General features: G+C 70.0%; 18 protein-coding genes. 15 read left to right on the top strand and 3 right to left on the bottom strand.

Annotation, left to right across the window (positions count from 1 at the left end):
- Positions 1 to 8: 8 nt before the first annotated feature.
- The 5 genes from FHR84_RS17545 (at position 9) to FHR84_RS17525 (ending at position 5,190) form a co-directional block, all read left to right on the top strand.
- On the top strand, positions 9 to 830 hold the full coding sequence (locus tag FHR84_RS17545; protein WP_179536598.1) for an ESX secretion-associated protein EspG: 822 nt from the start codon (positions 9 to 11) through the stop codon (positions 828 to 830).
- Between the two features lie 195 nt (positions 831 to 1,025).
- On the top strand, positions 1,026 to 1,937 hold the full coding sequence (locus FHR84_RS17540) for a SurA N-terminal domain-containing protein (RefSeq protein ID WP_179536597.1): 912 nt from the start codon (positions 1,026 to 1,028) through the stop codon (positions 1,935 to 1,937).
- 385 nt (positions 1,938 to 2,322) lie between these two features.
- Entirely contained in the window at positions 2,323 to 3,327 is a 1,005-nt protein-coding gene (locus FHR84_RS17535) for a nucleoside triphosphate pyrophosphohydrolase (protein ID WP_179536596.1), read from the top strand.
- A 132-nt stretch (positions 3,328 to 3,459) separates the two neighbouring features.
- Positions 3,460 to 4,272, top strand: coding sequence for a lytic murein transglycosylase (locus FHR84_RS17530; RefSeq protein ID WP_179536677.1), 813 nt, complete (start codon positions 3,460 to 3,462; stop codon positions 4,270 to 4,272).
- Between the two features lie 84 nt (positions 4,273 to 4,356).
- On the top strand, positions 4,357 to 5,190 hold the full coding sequence (locus FHR84_RS17525; RefSeq protein WP_179536595.1) for a lytic murein transglycosylase: 834 nt from the start codon (positions 4,357 to 4,359) through the stop codon (positions 5,188 to 5,190).
- Between the two features lie 108 nt (positions 5,191 to 5,298).
- On the opposite strand, the gene FHR84_RS17520 is transcribed toward FHR84_RS17525, so the two are convergent.
- The gene (locus FHR84_RS17520) at positions 5,299 to 5,682 is read right to left on the bottom strand and encodes a tetratricopeptide repeat protein (RefSeq protein ID WP_179536594.1); all 384 of its coding nucleotides are present in this window, start codon (positions 5,680 to 5,682) and stop codon (positions 5,299 to 5,301) included.
- Between the two features lie 260 nt (positions 5,683 to 5,942).
- On the opposite strand from FHR84_RS17520, the gene eno reads away from it, so the two are divergent.
- The 3 genes from eno (at position 5,943) to FHR84_RS17505 (ending at position 8,293) form a co-directional block, all read left to right on the top strand.
- Complete coding sequence (eno, locus tag FHR84_RS17515; protein ID WP_179536593.1) at positions 5,943 to 7,229, top strand: phosphopyruvate hydratase; 1,287 nt, start codon at positions 5,943 to 5,945, stop codon at positions 7,227 to 7,229.
- Between the two features lie 120 nt (positions 7,230 to 7,349).
- Positions 7,350 to 7,775, top strand: a complete 426-nt coding sequence (locus FHR84_RS22985; RefSeq protein ID WP_179536592.1) for a septum formation initiator family protein — start codon at positions 7,350 to 7,352, stop codon at positions 7,773 to 7,775.
- Positions 7,772 to 8,293 carry a DUF501 domain-containing protein gene (locus tag FHR84_RS17505; protein ID WP_179536591.1) on the top strand — a complete coding sequence of 174 codons (522 nt, stop codon included), beginning with the start codon at positions 7,772 to 7,774 and terminating at the stop codon, positions 8,291 to 8,293. Before FHR84_RS22985 ends, FHR84_RS17505 begins: the two co-directional genes overlap by 4 nt.
- Before the next feature lie 291 nt (positions 8,294 to 8,584).
- Here FHR84_RS17505 and FHR84_RS17500 read toward each other — a convergent pair whose 3' ends face one another.
- Positions 8,585 to 10,249, bottom strand: a complete 1,665-nt coding sequence (locus FHR84_RS17500) for an isovaleryl-CoA dehydrogenase (RefSeq protein WP_179536590.1) — start codon at positions 10,247 to 10,249, stop codon at positions 8,585 to 8,587.
- Between the two features lie 184 nt (positions 10,250 to 10,433).
- Here FHR84_RS17500 and FHR84_RS23355 point away from each other — a divergent pair, with 184 nt between their 5' ends.
- The 7 genes from FHR84_RS23355 to FHR84_RS17465 all read left to right on the top strand — a co-directional run bounded on the left by FHR84_RS23355 (position 10,434) and on the right by FHR84_RS17465 (position 18,834).
- On the top strand, positions 10,434 to 11,738 hold the full coding sequence (locus tag FHR84_RS23355; RefSeq protein ID WP_218863026.1) for a lytic murein transglycosylase: 1,305 nt from the start codon (positions 10,434 to 10,436) through the stop codon (positions 11,736 to 11,738).
- Between the two features lie 214 nt (positions 11,739 to 11,952).
- Entirely contained in the window at positions 11,953 to 12,906 is a 954-nt protein-coding gene (locus tag FHR84_RS17490) for a Ppx/GppA phosphatase family protein (RefSeq protein WP_179536589.1), read from the top strand.
- Positions 12,907 to 13,112: 206 nt separating this feature from the next.
- Positions 13,113 to 14,768: a peptide ABC transporter substrate-binding protein gene (locus tag FHR84_RS17485; RefSeq protein ID WP_179536588.1), complete on the top strand. Its 1,656-nt coding sequence runs from the start codon at positions 13,113 to 13,115 to the stop codon at positions 14,766 to 14,768.
- Positions 14,769 to 14,849: 81 nt separating this feature from the next.
- Positions 14,850 to 15,776, top strand: coding sequence for an ABC transporter permease (locus FHR84_RS17480; protein WP_017976580.1), 927 nt, complete (start codon positions 14,850 to 14,852; stop codon positions 15,774 to 15,776).
- Positions 15,769 to 16,773, top strand: a complete 1,005-nt coding sequence (locus FHR84_RS17475) for an ABC transporter permease (RefSeq protein WP_017976579.1) — start codon at positions 15,769 to 15,771, stop codon at positions 16,771 to 16,773. Before FHR84_RS17480 ends, FHR84_RS17475 begins: the two co-directional genes overlap by 8 nt.
- Positions 16,774 to 16,787: 14 nt before the next feature.
- On the top strand, positions 16,788 to 17,807 hold the full coding sequence (locus tag FHR84_RS17470; RefSeq protein ID WP_179536587.1) for an ABC transporter ATP-binding protein: 1,020 nt from the start codon (positions 16,788 to 16,790) through the stop codon (positions 17,805 to 17,807).
- Positions 17,800 to 18,834 (top strand): dipeptide ABC transporter ATP-binding protein, encoded by a 1,035-nt coding sequence (locus FHR84_RS17465; RefSeq protein ID WP_179536586.1) that lies wholly within the window; start codon positions 17,800 to 17,802, stop codon positions 18,832 to 18,834. Before FHR84_RS17470 ends, FHR84_RS17465 begins: the two co-directional genes overlap by 8 nt.
- 359 nt (positions 18,835 to 19,193) lie before the next feature.
- On the opposite strand, the gene FHR84_RS17460 is transcribed toward FHR84_RS17465, so the two are convergent.
- Positions 19,194 to 20,672, bottom strand: coding sequence for a S10 family peptidase (locus tag FHR84_RS17460; RefSeq protein WP_179536585.1), 1,479 nt, complete (start codon positions 20,670 to 20,672; stop codon positions 19,194 to 19,196).
- Positions 20,673 to 20,739 lie beyond the last annotated feature (67 nt).

Genomic DNA, 20,739 nt, shown 5'->3' with positions numbered 1-20,739 from the left:
GGGTGGTCGTGTCCCGGCGGTTTGAGCGGATCATCAGCACCCCGGTCCTGCTCGACTACGCCGCCTACGACGTGCTGCACAGCGGCGAGTGCGGCGAGGGCGCGCCCAAGCCCGCCGGCCTCGAAGGACTCTCACCGGGCAGCACGTACCGGGAGCGGGTGCGCCTGATCAAGGAGGTGCTGGCCGACCTGCGCGAGCGCGGACTGGCCAAAGTGGACAACCCGGCCCCCGAGCTGCGCGAGACGATTCGGCTGCTGCACAACCCGCACCGGCGGATCTACGGCTGGTACGGCTTCGTCGAGGACGAGCAGCGGGTGCAGGGCAGCTTCCACGTCGCCGAGTCCGACGACGTGGCCGTGCTGGCGGTGTGGGAGCGCGGGCAGGTGCTGCTCGAACCGGTCGACGCCGACGACCTGCACTCGGTCGTGGCCAGCCTGCTTCCCGACGCGGTGGAACCGGTCGCCGACGAGGAGATCGTCGTGCCCGCCGAGCGGCCCCCGCGCCGCTCGCGTGGTGAGGACGACGAGCCGTGGTTCGTCGACTGCGATGTCGGCCGTACCGAGCGGGACCCGGTGCAGCGCCGGTACGACCGCGTCGAGCGGCTCACGAGCGGAGGGCAGCACTTCGTCATGCAGCTCGGCAAGGCCCACAAGGGCTCCTGGGGCGAGGAGAAGGTCAGCGAGTTCCCGCTGAACTACTACTTCGGGCCCGAGGGGGCGGTGCTCTCGGTGCTCAAGCGCTCGGGAGAGGACCCGGACGGCGAGCCGCTCCGGCACCTCGTCCCGGCCACGTCCGCCGCCTTTCGGAGGGAGCTCCGCTCCCTCCGCTGAGGTTCGGCGCCCGGCTCGACGGTCGGTTCGGGCCGGTCCGGTGTGGACGGGGAGCTCCCAGTTTTAGGCAAAATTGGGAGACCGCCGGAACCGCGCCGGGTCACGGTGACATCCGGAAGATGGTACGGAACGTGATCTGTCATGATCACAACGGGTTTACGGACAAGCCGGGGCGTCTCGTGAGAAAGTGATCCTGTGAGATCCGTCATCGTTCGCCCACGATTGATCGTCGCGTTGCTCGCCGCCGCGTTGTTGACGGGCTGTGGTGCCCAACCCGCGAAGGCGGGCTCGGCCGCCATCGTCGGCGACCACGCCATCCCGGTGAGCACTGTGGAGAACCGCTTCGACGCCGTGCTGCAGAGCAGGCCGAGGATGCTGGAGCAACTCGAGAGCGAGAACCGCAAGGACGAGCTGGCAAGCAGGATAGCGGCGTTCACGGTGCGGCAGGAACTGGCCGACCGGGCCGCCCGCAGGCAGAACCTGCGAGTCACCGAGCAGCAGGTCACCGAGTGGATCGAGAGCCAGGGCGGTGCCGAGGCCGCCATGAGCGAGACGATCTTCGCCACTGGAGAGGCCCGTTCGGTGGCGAGATCGCTGTTGCTGATGCGTGAGCTCGGCAGCGCTCAACTGCCCAAGGTCTCGGTGCGTTTCGACTACACCAGCGCCACCACCCGCGAGGAGGCCAAGAGCAAGGCCGAGCGTATGGCACGCGGACCGGAGCAGGCCGCTGAGCTGATAGCCGAGGACCGCTCGTCCGGGAACCCGGCGGGCGAGGGCAGAGAACTGCGCGCGGCGAACAACCCGAGTATGGCCGCCAACACTCCGCTGTTCGCGGCCGAGTCGGGAATTGTGGTGGCGTTCCGCGGAAACGGACGTTCCACGAAGTGGATGATCGCGCGGATCACCGAACGCCGGAGTGCGGACGAGAAGGGGCGGAGTTCCGCTGCGGGCTCGGCCGCGGAACTCGAGCAGAGGTTCGGCGCGCGGTTGCTCGGCCTGACCGCCCAGCGCACCGGGGTCGAACTCAGCCCCCGCTACGGGGTGTGGGATCCCGTGGCCGTGACCGTGGTTCCGGACGAGGGGCAGCGCAGCGGCTTCCGCCTTTAGCCGGTAAGGGGTCCCGGAGCCGGTTTGCGTGGGTGGTTCCGTGGGGGAACCTCGGTCGGCGCCCGGCTGCGGGAGCGCCCATCGAGTAGCCACCTACGCCACGGGCGCGCTGTCCTCGCCGGGCACTCGACTGAGAACCCCCGGCGGTGCCGACTGCGTAGGTGGGTGTTTCGGCGCCGGCGGCGCCGAAGAATCCGCCCTGGCAACCCGCGCCGCCGCGGGTTCTCTCGTGGTGCTCTCGCGAGGACGGCCCCGACGTTGTGTAGGTCGCTACCCGATGTCGGGCCTCGCCGGAGCGAGCGCCCGCGAGAGGTTCCGCCAAGTGACCCACTGCGCAAACCGAGCCGCCGGACCTACTCCTCGAAGCGGTGGAAGAATCGCGGGCATGGATGCCGCTCGCCAACAGCCTTCCGCCGTGACCGGTTGTGCCGTCGTGCTCGTCGACGACCGCCTGGGGGACACGATCCCGGCCGAGGCGGTTCCGGTGCTGCGCTCCGCCTCCGCGGTCCACGCGGACAAGGGGCTCACGGAGTCCGCCCGCGCGGCGTCGGGAGCCACCGAACCGCCCCGGATCCCCGAACTGCTGGAGAAAGCGCGGCACGAGGCCGTGGTGCTGATCGCGGCCGAGGAGCACTCGGAGGCGGTCACGGGACTGCTGTCGTCCGGGGCCGCGCTGATACGTCCCCGGCCGCCGCACGGCGCGGAGCTGCTCGACGCGGTGACCGTGATGGACAGGTTGCGCTCCCCCGGGGGTTGCCCGTGGGACGCGGGGCAGACCCACGACTCCCTGCGCACCTACCTGGTCGAGGAGACCTACGAGTTGTTGGACGCCCTGGAGCGCCGTGATCGCGCGGCGATGCGCGAGGAGCTGGGGGACGTGCTGTTGCAGGTCCTGTTCCACGCCAGGGTGGCGGCCGAGGACGAGCGGGACCCGTTCGACGTCGACACCGTGGCCGCCGAGCTGGTCAGCAAACTCGTCTCGCGGCACCCCCACGTCTTCGCGACGGACGACGCGGTGCGCGACGCCGAGTCGCAGCACGCGCGCTGGGAGGAGCTCAAGCAGGCCGAGAAACAACGCGAGTCCGCTGTGGACGGTGTCGCGCACGGTCAGCCTGCCGTGGCCCTGGCGGCCAAGCTCGCCCAACGGGCGCGGCGGGCCGGTGTTCCGGCCGACCTGCTGCCCGCGGGCTCCGGGGCCGGTGCGGAGTTGTTCGCCCTCGCGGCCCGCGCCGAGCACCGCGGGCTGGATCCGGAGGACGAGCTGCGTGCGGTGGCGCTGGCCTTCGACGAGCGCGTCCGCGCCGCCGAGGCGAGCGCGCGGGAGAGCGGAGCGGACACGAACGGGCTCTCCGCCGAGCTCTGGCGGCGACACTGGCCGGGGCGGGAGTGACTCCCCCGGGCCGACTGGTTCGGTGGCGCGCCGTGCGAAGTGCGCGAGAGGTGCGAACGTGACGTTCGGTCTGACCCGTTCGGTCGAATCAGCCGTGGAGACACCGTCGTGCGGGCACACTGGGGCAGGGTGATGGGAGGTCCGGTCGTGCCGCGACAGTGGAATGCATCCAGACCCTCGATGGGGCTGCTGGCCGGGTTGGTGATGTTCGCCGTGCTCGTGTTCCTGGCCAGCGTGCTTCAGGAGGACGACTCGGCCCGCGAGCGACTTCCGACCGCCACGGCTCCCCCGGCGGACGGGGTGCGACCGCCACGGGTGGCCGCGTTGCCGGGGACGGACGCGGTCGAGCGGGGGCAACGGCCCCAGGAACTGCTGGAGGGCTGGGCGGACTCGATGTCCGAGGAGCTCAACATCCCGTTGACGGCGCTGGAGGCCTACGGCTACGCCGAGCTCGCTCTGGAGCGTTCCCGGCCGGAGTGCCGGTTGAGCTGGTCCGTGCTGGCGGGCATAGGCGCGGTCGAATCCGGACACGGACGTTACGGAGGCGCGGACCTGGACCGGACCGGAAGGCCGGACCCCCCGATCAGGGGCGTGGTCCTGGACGGGAGCGAAGGCATCCGGCTGGTTCGGGACACCGACGGGGGGGAACTGGACGGTGACAGCACCTACGACCGCGCGGTGGGGCCGCTGCAGTTCATCCCGAGCACCTGGCGCACCTGGGGGCGGGACGCCGATGCCGACGGGGAAGCGGATCCGGACGACATGGACGACGCGGCGCTGGCCGCCGCGCACTACCTGTGCTCCGCGGACACCGATCTGCGCGAGCCAGAGCAGTTCAGGGACGCGGTGCTGCGCTACAACGCCAGCGGGGACTACGTGCAGCAGGTGCTCAACCACGCCGACGACTACGGCAAGCGCAGCAGGGATCTCGTGCGCAGGGAGTGATCGGGCTGTACGCGGCGAATGCCCCGTCCCGCGAATTCTCCGCGCGTGGACGGGGGACGGACGTGCTCGAGTAGCCTGTCGTCGATGGCGAACCCCGGGCCGTACCCCACACGTCTCCGTGCCTTCCTCGCCGTGATCTCCCGTGTCGCCCTCGCCTCGAGCGTGCTTTTCGTGGCCGGTCTGGGGGTGGGGCTGGTCGCGGTGCTGGGCGATCCCGCTTCCGCACCGGAGGCCGGCCCCGCGCCGAAGGCGCGGGTGGAACCGGCCGAGGTGGAACCGGGCTCCGTTCCTCCGGGGGGCAGGAACCCGGGAGCCGAGCCGGGCGCGGGTGACGGAGCGGACCGGGGAGATCCGGTGCGGCACTGGGCCGACGAGGTGGCCGCCGTGGTGGACGTTCCGGCGCGCGCCCTCGTTTCCTACGTCCGGGCGGACCTGGCCATGCGTGACAGACGGCCCGGCTGCCGGATCGACTGGGCGACTCTGGCGGGGATCGGCAGGATCGAGTCCGACCACGGTCGCTACGGCGGGCGCAGGCTGGGGGCGGACGCGGTCCCCTCCAGCCCGATCATCGGGGTTCCGCTGGACGGCGGTTCGGAGGTGCGGGAGATAACCGACACCGACGACGGGGCCCTGGACGGGGATCCGGTGCACGACCGGGCCGTCGGTCCCATGCAGTTCATCCCCTCCACCTGGGCGAAGTGGAGCACCGACGGCAACGGCGACGGTGTCGGGGATCCGCACGACCTGGACGACGCCGCCATGGCCGCCGCGCGCTACCTCTGCGCGGGGGGACGGGACATGCGAACGGGAGAGGGGTGGTGGTCGGGTGTGCTTTCGTACAACAACTCGGCCTCCTACGCGAAGAAGGTCTTCGCGCTGGCGGAGACCTACGCGGACGCGGGGAACCGTCGCGAGTGAGCGCGTTGCCGACCGAGGATGTGGCTACTCGAGGTCGAGGTACACGCGACGAGAGCCCGCGAGAGGTCCCACCAGCCGAGCACCTACGCGAACCAAGCTGCCGACCGGCTAGGAGTCCGCGTTCACCCGGGCTATGTGCGCTCGGATCTCGCCGAGCACTTCCTGGTACGCGGGGTCGGGATACATCGTCGTGGCCAGTTGAACCTGGGTGTGTGCCTCGTTGAGCCTGCCCTGACGCTGCAGGGTTCGTCCGAGCACCAGTCGTGCGTAGTGATCCGAGGGGTCCAGTTCGATCACCCGCAGGAACGCCCGCTCGGCACGCCGGAACTGCGCCGAGAACAGGTACGCGCGGCCGGCCAGCAGTTGCACGCTCGGCTTGTCCGATGCTTCGTCGAGCACCGGACCGAGCGTGCGCAGGGCTTCGAACGGACGCCGTTGCGCCACAAGCTTTTCCGCTTTGCGGAAAGCTTCCACGGTTCCTTCGGTCCTCATGGCCACACCAACGGTACGGTTCGATCCGCTGTTCCACCATGGTGCGACCGGGTGGCGTGCGGCGCCAGGTGTTCCGCACATCACCACGTCCCGCCGTGATTCGGGACCGCGAGCCTGCGGCGGGCACGTGGGGCGCCCGGTTAGGCTCGGAGAAGGTCGTCGGGCGTCCCGCCCACTATGGGTCTCTTCGGTGGCACACCGGTGGGAACGTTACGGCGGGCTGTGACGTCTTGAGTACACAAAGCTTGTTAGGAGCACAAGTGGCGATCATCGAGCAGGTCGGCGCTCGCGAGATCCTGGATTCGCGCGGCACCCCCACCGTCGAGGTCGAGGTGGCCCTGGACGACGGCACGCTGACTCGGGCTGCCGTACCGTCGGGCGCGTCCACCGGTGAGCACGAGGCCGTCGAGCTGCGGGACGGCGCGGCCGAACGCTACGGCGGCAAGGGCGTGGAGAAGGCCGTCGCCGGGGTGCTGGACGAGATCGGTCCGGAACTGATCGGCGTGGAGGCGATCGAGCAGCGGGTGGTCGACCAGAAGCTCGTCGACCTGGACGGTACCCCCACCAAGTCCAGGCTGGGGGCCAACGCGATGCTCGGTGCCTCGCTGGCGGTGGCCAAGGCGGCGGCGGAGTCCACGGGACTCGAACTGTTCCGCTACGTGGGCGGGCCCAACGCGCACGTGCTGCCGGTGCCGATGATGAACATCCTCAACGGTGGTGCGCACGCCGACACCGGCGTGGACATGCAGGAGTTCATGATCGCCCCGATCGGGGCCGACTCGTTCTCGGAGGCACTGCGCTGGGGCTCGGAGATCTACCAGGCCCTCAAGTCGGTGCTCAAGAGCAAGGGCATGGCCACCGGTCTCGGGGACGAGGGAGGCTTCGCCCCCTCCCTGCCGGACAACCGGCAGGCGCTGGACCTGATCAGCAGCGCCATCGAGAAGGCCGGTTACAAGCCGGGCAGGGACGTCGCGCTCGCGCTCGACGTGGCGGCCACGGAGTTCCACTCCGACGGCGTGTACCACTTCGAGGGGGCCAAGCGCAGTGCCGAGCAGATGGTCGGCTACTACACCGAGCTGCTGAACTCCTACCCGCTGGTCTCCGTCGAGGACCCGCTCTCCGAGGACGACTGGGACGGCTGGGCCAGGATGACCTCCGAGCTCGGCGAGAAGGTCCAGATCGTCGGCGACGACCTGTTCGTCACCAACCCCGAGCGGCTCGAGGAGGGCATCAACCGCAGGGCCGCCAACGCGCTGCTGGTCAAGGTCAACCAGATCGGCACGCTCTCGGAGACCCTCGACGCGGTGAACCTGGCCAACTCCTGCGGGTACCGCAGCATGTTGAGCCACCGCTCCGGGGAGACCGAGGACACCACCATCGCGGACCTCGCGGTGGCCACCGGCTGCGGCCAGATCAAGACCGGCGCCCCGGCGCGCAGCGAGCGGGTCGCCAAGTACAACCAGCTGCTGCGCATCGAGGAGAACCTCGGTGACGCGGCCCGTTACGCGGGTGAGCTGGCCTTCCCCAGGTTCACTGCGGAGGTGTAACCCATGCCCACCGGGCGACCGCCTGAACGCGATCGGCAACGGCGCGGTGTGAACGCGACGCGCCGCGCTCGGGAGTCGGCGCGTGAGCGGCGCCCGAACGGGGGATCGGGAGGCAGAGCCGTGTCGCGGCGGTCGGGTAAGAGCACCCGGCCGCCCGCGGGCACCGGTGGTGCGTTCAAGCTCTCCTCGACCCGGCGGGCGGCCGTGCTGGCGATTCTCGTCTGTGCCATGGCGTTGAGCGTCTCCGTGCCGTTGCGGACCTATCTCGGTCAGCGTGACGAGCTGGCCGACCTGGAGAACCGGGAGCACCAGCTGGGCGAGGAGGTGCAGCGGCTCGCCGAGCGGAAGACGGAGCTGTCCGAGCCGCAGCGGCTGGAGACGGAGGCGCGAGAGCGGCTCGGCTACGTCCGTCCGGGGGAGACCCCCTACATCGTCCACCTGCCGTCAACGTCCCCCGGTGATTCCGGGGGCGAGGACGGGGACTCGGAGGAGAAGCCCTGGTACCAGAATCTTTGGAAGAGCCTGACCGGAGGGGAGGGGAAGTGACCGTGTCGGGTCTGGAACCGCCCGGTGGCCCCACCGCGGACGAGCACGACCGGGAGGTCGTGCGCAGGCAGCTCGGACGTCCGCCCCGCGGAATGCGGGACGTGGTCACGAGGGACGCTTCGGGAGAGCCGACCGTGGTGCGCACCAGCCCGCGCCTGCCGGACGGGACCCCTTTTCCGACGTTGTACTACCTCACGTCCCCCAGGCTGGTCACCCTGGTGTCCACCCTGGAGTCCGAGGGCGTGATGCGGGAGATGACCGACCGGCTGTCCACAGACGAGGACCTCGCCGAACGTTACCTGCGGGCGCACCGGGAGTACCTGGCCGAGCGGGACGCGCTCGAACCGCTGGGCACCGAGGTGAGCGCGGGAGGAATGCCCGGCAGGGTCAAGTGCCTGCACGTGCACGTGGCCCACGCGCTGGCCAAGGGGCCCGGGGTGAACCCGTTCGGCGACGAGGGGCTGGAGACCGTCGCGCGGCGCTGGCCCTCCGACGCCGCGGAACTCTTCCGGTTTTAGGGGGGTGCGCGGCTCTTGCTGCGTGGCGGTGCCGGTGGCGGAACCTCAGTCGGCGCCCGGCTGCGGGTGCCCCGACATCGGGCAGCGGCCTACACAACGTCGGGGCCGTCCTCGCCGGGCGCTCGACTGAGAACCCGCGGCGGTGCCGATGGCTCAGGATCGCAAGCGCCTGCGTTGGCGTGACCCCCTGGGCGGGAGCTCCAGTCCGGGTTTTCGTGGCGACTCGGGTTGCTCGCGGCGGTGCCGACTGCGCGGGCTCGGAGCGCTCGCGGCTGGCGCCGCGTGATCGGGTCACCTTTCACTCTTCGGGGTGACCCGGTCGAGCAGTTGCCGGGAAGCGACTCCCGACGTCCCCGGCGTGCTGCCCGTTGCCTCCAGCCGGGTCGCCAGGAAGGTGTCGGAGACCTCCTCGGGGGAGCCGCGCAGCAGCAACCCCGCCTGCACGGTCTGCGTGAGCAGTTCGGCCAGCCTCCTGGCGCGGGCGGGCTGCGGATCGGTGAGCTCCGCGCGGAGCGACCGGACGGCGCGGTCGTAGCGTTCGTCCATTCCGGAGGCGAGCTCGAGCTCCTCCAGCAGACGCTCCGCCGTCTCCGGTTGCTTGTGCAGCGCGCGTAGTGTGTCCAGCGCGGTCACGTTGCCCGCTCCCTCCCAGACGGACATCAGCGGGGCCTCCCGGTACAGCCGGGGCAGCCCGGACTCCTCGACGTAACCGTTCCCGCCGAGGCACTCCAGCGCCTCGGCGATGACGGTCGGGGCGCGCTTGCACACGTAGTACTTCGACGCGGGCAGCACGAGCCGCAGCAGGTCGAGCTCGGCGCGCTGCCCGCGCTGTCCCCGGTCGGTGGCCGCGGCGAGCCGCATCCCGAGTGCGACGGCCGCCTCGGACTCGACCGCGAGCTCGGTGAGCACCGTGCCCATCAACGGCGTCCGGTCGAGCCGCTCGCCGAACGCGGAGCGGTGCGCGGCGTGGTGGGTCGCCTCGGACAGCGCGATCCTCATGTTGGCCGCGGAGCCGAGCACGCAGTCCATCCTGGTCATCGAGACCATGTCGATGATGCTGCGCACCCCGCGTCCCTCCTCGCCGACCAGCCACCCGATCGCGCCGGTGTACTCGAGCTCGGCCGAGGCGTTGGACTTGTTGCCGAGCTTGTCCTTGAGGCGTTGCAACCGGATCGCGTTGCGGGTGTCGTCCGGCAGCACCCGGGGGACCAGCAGGCAGCTCAGCCCGCCGGGGGTCTGCGCGAGCGTGAGGAACAGGTCGTTCATCGGGGCCGAGGTGAACCACTTGTGGCCGACGACGCGGTAGCTGCCGTCGGACAGCGGTTCGGCGGTCGTGCTGTTGGCGCGGACGTCGGAGCCGCCCTGCTTCTCGGTCATGGACATGCCGGCGAGCAGCCCGGCCTTCCGCTCCGGGTGCCGCACCCCGAAGTCGTACCGCGTGGAACGCAGCCCCGGTTCGTAGTGCTCGGCCAGCTCGGGGCTGTGGCGCAGCGCGGGGACCGAGGCGAAGGTCATCGAGACGGGGCAGCCGTGTCCGGCCTCGGCCTGGGACCACAGGTAGAAGCCCGCCGCGCGGGCGAGGTGTTGCCCGGCGGTGGCGCCGGGGGACCAGGGCGAGGCGTGCAGGCCGGAGGAGACCGCCTCGCCCATGAGCCGGTGCCAGGACGGGTGGAACTCGACCTCGTCGACGCGGTGGCCGTAGCGGTCGTGGCTGTGCAGCACGGGAGGGTGCGCGTTGGCGAGCCTGCCGTGCTCGCGTGCCTCGGCCGAACCGGCCCGCCGGGCCAACGGGCGGAGCGACTCCACCCGGTCCTGCGCGCCCTGCGCGGTCAGCGCCTCCCGCAGCGCGGGGTCGCAGGCCAGCGGGTCGAAGTCGTCCAGCGGGGGCGGCTGGTTGCGCACCTCGTGCGTTTCGGCCGGTGCGGGGGCGTGTTCCCGCTCTGCGTTGAGCCTCATGTCGGAAGGGTAGGCCACATCGGTTACCGAACAGTAGTGGTAGTGGAGCGGAAACGGCCGAACCGGACGGTTCTCGGAGCGCTCGGCCCGCTTCGAGTGCTGATCACCGGGCGAGCAGGACGCGCATGGTGTGCAATCGCCGGGTGTAGGCACCTCGGGAAGCGAGCAGGTGGGGGGACAGGACGTGGCGCGTCGGAACAGACCAGCGCCGTGGCGGCGCCGGCCCCAGCGGTCCTGGTGGTCGCACCCTGCCGGAAGCGACCGGTCCGCCCGCGGACGTCGAGCACGCGGGGTCTCCCCGGGAGGGACGCTGCTGCTGCTGTTCGGGCTGCTGCTCCCCTTCGTGCTGGTCGGAGGTGCCAATGCCCTGACGGCGACCTGGTTCGCCGGGAAGAGCGCCCCGGGGGACTCCGGTGTGCCCCGGGGGCTGGGGGCGAGCGGGCGGGTCCCCGAACGGCAGGAGCCCGGTGTGCGGCTGCTGCGGGACAGTGCCGCGCTGCGCGATCCGGACTCGGAGGAGGCCGTCGACGTGCCGGACGGGCCGCTCGGGGTGCCGGAGCCGGTGCTGCGGGCCTACCGCGGTGCCGCGCGGGGAACGGCCGAGACCGACCCCTCCTGCGGACTGCGCTGGTCGGTGCTGGCCGCGATCGGCAGGGCCGAGTCCGGGCACGCCGGTTCCGGCCGGGTGGACGGCACGGGGACGACGGCGACCGCGATCCTGGGGCCGCGCCTGGACGGTGGCGAGGACCTCGCGGCCGTCCCGGACACGGATTCGGGTGAGCTGGACGGGGATCCGGTCTGGGACCGCGCGGTCGGCCCCATGCAGTTCCTGCCCTCCACCTGGAGGCGTTACGGGGCAGACGGCGACGGTGACGGGGTGAGCAGCCCCCACAACGTGCACGACGCGGCCCTGGCGGCGGCCCGCTACCTGTGCGACGCGGGGGGCGACCTGAACCGGCCGCGGGACCTGGCCCGCGCCGTGTTCCGGTACAACCACTCCGAGAGCTACGTGCGCGAGGTGCTCGGCTGGGCCACCGCCTACCGGACGGGGGTTCTGCCCGTGCCCACGGATCCGGCTCCCGAGGTGGACGAGGTGGTGCTGCCGGAGGCGGGGAGCTCGAGTCCGGAGACCTCGGAGCGGACGGAGCCCGAGCGGTCGGGGCAACGTCCGGAGTTCCCCCCGCTCTCGCCCGCGCCCGGACCGTCCGGCGATTCGGGGCGCGAGGCGTTCTCCCCGCTGGTCCCCGCGCCTTCGCGGGGCGGTGGCGGGGAGGATCCGGCCGGTTCGGAGCGGCCGTCCCGGACGCGGGCTCCGGAGACTTCCGACGGGGGCGGGGCGGAGCCCTCGGAACCGAACCGGACCTCGCGGGCACCCGCGCCCGCCTCCGAGTCCTCCGCGGAATCGCATCCCTCCGCGCCCTCCGGGAGCTGGCGCGAGCGTGGTTCCTCCGCCCCGGAGCCGTCCTCCGCCGCTGACACCGGCTCCTGACCGCTTGGAACGTTTCGCGCGAAACTGTCGGCTCGGTGGACAGGCGGGGCCGCGGCCGGGAACCCCGCTCGCATAGCGTGGGCCGCGACGCGCGGACGAACGACCGGACGCGTCGCGCCGTGATCCGCGCTCTCCGCCCGCGCGTGATCACGGACGGCGCGGGCCACGGGACAGCCGCGCGGTCGTTCCGCCGGAACCGAACCAGGAGGACTTGATGCCACGCGTAGCCGCGATCGACTGCGGGACGAACTCGATACGCCTGCTGATCGCCGACGTGACGGTGCACGACGACGGCACGCGCAGCCTGCGCGACGTGCGGCGCGAGATGCGGATCGTCCGGCTGGGGCAGGGGGTCGACGCCACGGGCAGGCTCGCCGACGAGGCCCTGGAACGCACCCGCGCGGCGCTGCACGACTACGACGAGAGCATTCGGGAGTCGGGCGCCGGGAGCACGCGGATGGTGGCGACCTCGGCGACCAGGGACGCGGCCAACCGCGCGGACTTCTTCGAGATGGTCCGCGAGACCCTCGGGGTCGAGGCCGAGGTCATCACCGGCGAGGAGGAGGCGCGGCTCTCGTTCGTCGGAGCGGTCGGGGACCTGGATCCGGACGACGGGCCGTTCCTGGTGACCGACGTGGGCGGGGGCTCGACCGAGCTGGTGCTGGGGCACTGGGACGGCAAGGACGCCGAGATCCTCGGCTCGTACTCCGCGGACGTGGGGTCGGTGCGGCTCACCGAGCGCTGCCTGCACAGCGACCCGGCCACCGCGGAGGAGGTGAGCTCGGCCAACGAGGTGACCAGGCGGACCCTGGACGAGGCCTTCGCGGCGGTGGACGTGTCCGGGGCGCGCCGGTGGGTCGGGGTGGCGGGCACCGTCACCACGCTCTCGGCGATCTCGCTGGGGCTCTCGGAGTACGACCCCTCCGCCATCCACCTCTCGCGGTTGTCGCGGGACGGGGTGGACCGGACCGAGCGGGAGCTGTTGGAGATGGATCACGAGCAGCGTGCGGCGATCGGGCCGATGCATCCGGGACGGGTGGACGTGATCGGGGGTGGCGCTCTGGTGCTCGGGGTGTTGGCCGCCGAGCTCGCGGAGCGCTCCGGGATCGGTGAGATCACTGTCAGTGAGCACGACATACTGGACGGTATAGCCCTTTCGATCAGCTAGTTCTCAGAATGTGGAATAATTTATTCCGCTGATTGAGTGACAATCCCGCTGAATCGAGAAAGAATGTGACGGCTTTGTGACAGCACATTGTCGTGAACTGTGTCTCCCTTATGTTTACGCTCGCACTCATCCGACGATCGAGATCGTCGGCGTGGCGACTTTCGCGGTGTCCCGCGAGAGGTCACGTAGACAGCGGGAGGAAACGAATGCGCAAGCGACGCATGGTCGCGCCGGTCGCGGCCTCGCTGTCGGCGGCCCTGCTGGCCGCCGGCTGCGGAGGCGGTGGCGGTGGTGTCACCGAGGCAACCGGAACCCTCGAGGACCCGATCACCGTCCAGTGGGGCGAGCCGCAGAGCGAGCTGGTCCCCACCAACAGCAACGACACCTTCGGCAGCCAGGTGTTCAACCCCATGTTCACCGGGTTGGTCGAGTACGACCCGAACACCTTCGAGGCGCGCAACGCGATGGCCGAGTCCATCGAGCGTGCGGACGACAAGAAGACCTACACGGTCGAGCTCAAGGAAGGCTGGAAGTTCCACGACGGCGAGGAGGTCACCTCCGACAACTTCGTCCGGGCCTGGAACTACGCCGCCTACGCCCCCAACGGCCAGCAGCAGGCCAACATGTTCAAGCGGATCCAGGGCTACGACGAGGTCCACCCCGCGGATCCGGACGGCGACGGGCCGAAGAAGCCGCCGGAGCCGAGCGCCGAGAAGATGTCCGGGCTGAAGGTCGTGGACGACCACACCTTCGAGATCACCCTGAAGCAGCCGTTCACCGTCTTCCCCGAGAAGCTCGGCTACCAGACCTTCGTGCCGCTGCCGGAGAGCTTCTTCGAGGACAAGGAAGGCTTCGCCGAGAACCCGATCGGCAACGGGCCGTACGAGTTCGAGAGCCGCTCCCCGAGCCAGAGCCTGACCCTGACCCGCTACGAGGACTACAAGGGCGCGGACGCGGGCAACGCCGACGCGGTCAAACTGGTCGTCTACGAGAAGGCCCAGACCGCCTACCAGGACCTCAAGTCGGACAACCTGGACGTGATCAACACGATTCCGACCTCCGCCCAGGCCGACGGCCGGTGGAAGGAGGAGCTCGGCGACCGCGCCATCTCCAAGGACCGGATGGGGCTGACCACGCTCAGCCTGCCGCTGTACGAGGAGAAGTTCCAGAACCCGGACCTGCGCAAGGCCATCTCGCTGGCCATCGACCGGCAGCAGATCGTCGAGACGGTCTTCAACGGTTCGGCCACCGCCGCCGACGGCTGGACCGCGCCGAGCATGCCGGGACGCACGGACGGCACCTGCGGACAGTGGTGCGAGTACGATCCGGCCAAGGCCAAGGAGTACCTGGAGAAGGCCGGCGGCTTCGACGGGCAGATGACCCTGAGCTACAACGCCGACGGTGCGCACAAGCAATGGATGACCGCCGTGGCGGGCAGCATTCGCGACACCCTGGGCATCGATGTCGGCACCAACGGGGTGCCCACCTTCAGCACCTTCCAGGACAAGATGGACAACCAGGAGATGAGCGGGCCGTACCGCTACGGCTGGGTCGCCGACTACCCCACGCCGCGCACCTTCCTCAACCCGCTGTACACCACCAGCGGATCGGCCAACTACACCGGCTACTCGAACGAGGAGTTCGACAACATGATCGGCCGGGCCGACCGGGCCGCCACGGTCGACGAGGCCAACGAGCTCTACGGCAAGGCCGAGAAGCAGCTCGCCGAGGACATGCCGTCGGCCCCGCTGTTCACCCAGACGGTGAAGGGCGCACGGTCGGACCGGTTGGCCGAGGGCACGCTGAACACCCGGACCAACGTCGCGATCACGAGCCTCAAGGTCGCCGAACCCACCCAGTGACCCGGTTTTCGTAGTCGTACCCGGTCCACCGCCGTCACGAGCGGCGGTGGACCGGGTTGTGTCCTTGTAGAAGGAGGTTCGGTGGGCCGATACATACTGCGGCGACTGCTGCAGTTGATTCCGGTTTTCATCGGAACAACGTTCATCATCTACTCGCTGGTCTGGGCGATCCCCGGAAACCCCTTCGCGGGGTTGTGCGGTCCGCGCGGTTGCCCACCCGCGTTCATCGACCAGATGACCGAGCAGTACAATCTGGACCAGCCGCTGCCGGTGCAGTACGTCCTATACCTCGGACAGCTGTTCCAGGGCAACTTCGGGGAGACCTTCAACGGGATCGAGGTCGGCACCCTGATCCAGCAGGCCTACCCGGTAACGCTCAAACTGGCCACCATCGCCCTGATCTTCGAGGCGATCATCGGCATCGCGGCGGGAATCCTGACCGCGCTGCGCGGCAAGGGCTTCGTGGACAACCTCGTGCTGGCGGCCACCCTGTTCCTCATCGCCGTTCCGGTGTTCGTGAGCGGCTTCGTGATCCAGGTGGTGTTCGGCGTCCAGCTGGAGTGGATGGAGCCCTCCGTGGGCGCCGATCCCGGCATCGGGCAGCTGATCGTTCCCGGCCTCGTGCTGGGCAGCCTGTCCATGGCCTACATCGCCAGGCTCACCCGCACGGCGATGTTCGAGAACAAGCGGGCCGACTACATCCGCACCGCCACGGCCAAGGGGCTCACCCCCCGCAGGGTCGTTTCGGTGCACATGCTGCGCAACTCGCTGATCCCGGTGATCACCTTCATCGGAACGGACTTCGGTGCGCTGATGGGCGGGGCCATCGTGACCGAGGGCGTGTTCAACATCCACGGCATCGGCGGGCTGGTCTTCAGCGCCATCCAAGGCCAGGAAGGCATCACCGTGACCGGGGTGGTCACCCTGCTGGTGCTCGTCTACCTGCTGATGAACCTGCTGGTGGACATTCTCTACGCGGCTCTGGACCCGAGGATCCGATATGACTGACCCAGGCGAAGGCAGGCAGAGCACCCTGAGCACCGGGGCTGATGCCGAAGGCGTGGACGAGGTGCGGCGGGACTCCCCGCAGCAGCACGAAGGGAGCCCCGAAGTCGGGTCGAAACCCCGGGAGAAGCAGCGGGGACTCTGGGGCGATGCCTGGCTCGACCTGCGCCGCCGCCCGCTGTTCGTGATCGGCGGACTGATCGTGCTGTTCCTGCTCGCGATCGCGGCCTTCCCCGGGCTGTTCGCGTCGGGCGACCCGAACGCGCAGGACCTGTCGCTGGCCCGCGAGGGGCCTTCGGCCGAGGCATGGTTCGGCTACGACGCCCTGGGCAGGGACATCTACACCAGGGTGATCCACGGAGCCCGCGCGTCCATCGTGGTCGGTGTGCTGGCAACACTGCTCACCGTGCTCATCGGCTCGCTGGTCGGGCTGGTCGCGGGTTACTTCGGCAACAAGACCGACAGCTTCCTGGCCAGGTTCGCCGAGATCTTCCTCGGCCTGCCGTTCGTGCTCGGCGCGATCGTGATCCTGTCCGTGTTCAACGCGGGGATCGAAGGGGCTCCCGGGATGCTGCGGGTCATGACCCAGGTGATCGTGACCATCGGGGTGCTCGCGTGGCCGATCTCCATGCGCATCATGCGCTCGGCGGCCATCGCGGCCAAGCAGCAGGACTACGTGAAGGCGGCCAAGGCGCTGGGCGCCAGCCACGGCCGGATCATCTTCAAGCACGTGCTGCCGAACTGCATTGCTCCGGTGATGGTCTACGCGACCATCGCGCTCGGCCAGTACATCGGGCTGGAGGCGACGCTGTCCTACCTGGGGCTCGGACTGCAGAACCCGGTCGTGTCCTGGGGAATGATGATCTCGAACTCCCAGCAGTACATCATCAGCACCCCGCACATGCTGCTGTTCCCCGCCGGGTTCCTGGTGCTCACCGTGCTCGCCTTCGTGATGCTCGGTGACGCGGTGCGGGACGCGCTGGACCCGAAACAGAGGTAGTGAGGAGGGCCGCTATGTCGGCTACCGACGACGGCACGGGCGGCTCGCCGAAGCCGCGCCTGCTGGAAGTGCAAGACCTGCACGTGGAGTTCCGCACCCGCGAGGCGACGGCCAACGTGCTCAACGGCGTGGGCTACCACGTCGACGAGGGCGAGACCCTGGCCGTGCTCGGCGAGTCGGGCTCGGGCAAGAGCGTCACCGCCCAGACGGTGATGGGCATCCTGGACACCCCGCCCGGGTTCGCCACAGCGGGCACCGTCCGGTACCGCGGGGAGGAGCTGCTCTCCGCGAAGGAGGAACGTCGCCGTGAACTCCGGGGGGAGAACATGGCGATGATTTTCCAGGACGCTCTCTCCGCGCTCAACCCGGTTTACACCGTGGGCTTCCAGATCGCCGAGCAGTTCCGCTTCCGGCGGGGCATGTCGCGCAAGGACGCCACGGCCAAGGCCGCCGAGATGCTGGACCTGGTCAAGATCCCGAACGCCAAGCAGCGGGTGAAGGAGTTCCCGCACCAGTTCTCCGGCGGCATGCGCCAGCGGGCCATGATCGCCATGTCGCTGGCGCTGGACCCGGACCTGCTCATCGCCGACGAGCCGACCACGGCGCTGGACGTCACGGTGCAGGCCCAGATCATGGACCTGCTCGACGAGCTGCGCCGCGAGCGCGACATGGGGCTGATCCTGATCACCCACGACCTCGGCGTGGTCGCCGAGGTCGCCGACCGGATCGCGGTGATGTACGCCGGGCGCGTGGTGGAGGAGTCCGACGCGGAGTCGCTGTACAAACGCCCCGCCCACCCGTACACCGAGGGACTGATGGAGTCCATTCCCCGGCTGGACCAGAAGGGGGAGGAACTGGCGAGCATCAAGGGGCTGCCGCCCAACCTCGCCGACATCCCGCCCGGATGTCCGTTCCACCCGCGCTGCCACCGTGCCGAGGAGGAGTGCCGCGAAACGGTCCCCGAGCTGCACGAGCTCCGGGCGGGACGCCACAGCGCCTGCCACTTCGCCGAGGAGTTGATCAGCCGTGACTGAGCCGATCCTGCAAGTCCGCGACCTGGTGAAGCACTTTCCGGTGCAGCAGGGAGTGGTGTTCAAGAAGACCATCGGCCACGTGCGCGCGGTGGACGGGGTCTCCTTCGACCTCAACCGGGGCGAGACGCTGGGCGTGGTCGGCGAGTCCGGCTGCGGCAAGTCCACACTGGCCCAGGTGCTGATGCGGCTGGAACAGCCGACCAGCGGCAGCGCGCTGTTCGAGGGCGCCGACATGTTCGGCAAGAAGAGCGCGGCGGAACTGCGCAGCCTGCGCAGGGACATGCAGGTCGTGCTGCAGGACCCCTACACCTCGTTGAACCCGCGCAAGACCGTGGGCGACATCATCGGCGAGCCGTTCGAGATCCACCCCGAGGTGGCTCCGAAGGGGGACCGGCAGCGCCGCGTCCAGGAGCTGCTGGACACCGTCGGGCTCAACCCCGAGCACGTGCGGCGCTACCCGCACCAGTTCTCCGGTGGGCAGCGGCAACGCATCGGCATCGCGCGGGCGCTGGCGCTCAAGCCCAAGGTGATCGTCTGCGACGAGCCGGTCTCCGCGCTGGACGTCTCGATCCAGGCGCAGGTCATGAACCTGCTGGGCGAGCTGCAGTCCGAGTTCGGGCTGTCCTACATCTTCATCGCGCACGATCTGGGCGTGGTGCGGCACCTCTCGGACCGGGTGGCGGTGATGTACCTGGGCAAGGTCGTGGAAACGGGCACTGAGGACCAGATCTACGAGCACCCGCAGCACCCGTACACCCAGGCGCTGCTGTCCTCGGTGCCGGTCCCGGACCCCTCGCTGCGCAACCGCAGGGAGACCATCCGGCTGTCCGGCGACGTTCCCAGCCCGGCGAGTCCGCCCTCCGGGTGCCGCTTCCGCACCAGGTGCTGGAAGGCCGAGGACATCTGCGCCGAGCAGCAGCCCGAGCTGGCCGTGCGGCTGGACGGCGGGGAGCTCGCCCCGGACGCGGAGCAGGGGCACCCGAGTGCTTGCCACTTCGCAGAGCGGAACGAGCACGTGGTCTCCTGAGCGCTACGTTTCTCGGCTCTTTCCGCGTGGCGGCGCGGGTGGGGGAACCTCGGTCGGCGCCCGGCTGCGGGAGCGCGCCCATCGAGCAGCCACCTACGCCACGGGCGCGCTGTCCTCGCGAGACCCACGCCTGAGAGCCCCCGGCGGTGCCGGTGGCTCGGGTGGTGTGGTTCGGCTCCGGCGGAGCCGAAGAATCCGCCCTGGCAACCCGCGCCGCCGCTGGTTCTCTCGTGGTGCTCTCGCGAGGAAGGCCCGACGTTGTGTAGGCCGCTACCCGGTGTCGGGCCTCGCCGGAGCGAGCGCCCGCGAGGGGTTCCGCCACGCAACCACCCGAGCGAACCGGCCTGCGAGCTCCGGTTTCACCTGGAGACGAACTCGGCGAGGTCCGCCGACTGCTTGATGCGCGACGGCTCGTGCACGTACATCATGTGCCCGGCCGGGTAGTAGCGGACCTCGATGTTGTCCCGCAGCTCGCTCGGTATCTCCAGCTGGGCCAGGGTGTGCTCGGCCGCGTAGTACGGTGTCGCACCGTCGGTGTGACCGCAGCCCACGTGCACCCGCAGATGCGGGTTGGTGCGCATCGCCTTGGCCAGCTTGTCCGCCGCCGTCACCGACATGCCCTCGAAGTCCGCGTAGGACCAGGGGTGAACCCGCGCGGAGAGCACTTCGTACGGCAGGTCGTTGGCGTAGTCCAGTTCCTGGCGCACGTAGTGGTTGATCCCGGCGGAGAAGGCTCCGATGAGACCGGAGACGCTGGGATCGTCGGTGAAGTGCTCGCCGCCCGCGTCCGGTTCCCACCCGGTGAACCGTCCGTCCATCCTGCCCACCGTCAACCGCCGCTCGCGCAGCAGCTCGGTGAAGAAGCGGATGTGCTCGATGCGCAGGTTCACCCGGTCCACGTAGTCGGTGCTCAGGCCGGTCAGCTTCGCGGTGCGCCGCACCGCATCCTCCCGGTCCTCCGCGGACAACCGGGCTCCCCTGGAGAGGGCCCACGGGTAGTCCCGCGCGGCGAACTCCTCGGCCTCCTCCAGCACCTCGCGCAGCGGTCGGTCGCCGTGCTTGCCGTGGTAGTGGGCGATGGCCGCGTAGCTCGGCAGGAAGAGGCTGTACGGGAGATCGTTGCCCTCGGTGAACCGGATGGTTCCCATGTCGAGCACGGCGGAGACGAGCAGCAGGCCGTTGAGGTACATGCCGTGCTTGCTCTGCAGGTGCTCGGCCAGCGCGGCGGCGCGCAGCGTTCCGTAGGACTCGCCCGCCAGGTACTTGGGCGAGAGCCAGCGGCCGTTGCGGGAGGTCCACAGCCGGATCAGTTCGCCCACGGACTCGATGTCGCGCTGGTACCCGTGGTAGTCACCCGGCTTTCCGCCCTGCACGGCCCTGGAGAACCCGGTGGAGATCGGGTCGATGAACACCAGGTCGCTGTGCGCGAGCAGCGTCTCGGGGTTGTCCGCCAGCCCGTAGGGGGGCGCGGCCGGTTGTCCGGCGTCGCCGGACAGGACTCGCCGGGGGCCCAGCAACCCCATGTGCAGGAACACGCTGGCCGCGCCGGGGCCGCCGTTGAAGGCGAAGGTGACGGGGCGGTCGCTGTTCGCGGGGGCGTCGGCGATGTAGGAGGTCACGAACATCTCGGCCTTGGCCACGTGCCCGTCGAACTTACCGTCGGTGAACGACTCCTCGCGCAGCACGTACCGGCCCGTCGTCGCCGTGTAGGACAGTCGCTTGCCGTTGGCCGTGATCGTGTGATGCGTGCTGACCAGGTCATCGGTCGGTTCCGCCGCGGGAGCGCCCGATCGCTGGTTCGTCTCTCCGGTGGTGTCGGTTTCCTCGCTGGCTGCCATGGTTCCGTACCCTAGTCGCATCCTCCGCCGGGGCGTGTGTCGTACGCGGCCCGTGCTCGGGTGTGCC

The sequence above is a fragment of the Actinopolyspora biskrensis genome (assembly GCF_013408175.1).
Taxonomy (GTDB): Bacteria; Actinomycetota; Actinomycetes; order Mycobacteriales; family Pseudonocardiaceae; genus Actinopolyspora; species Actinopolyspora biskrensis.
This window is presented reverse-complemented; position numbering and strand designations above follow the sequence as displayed.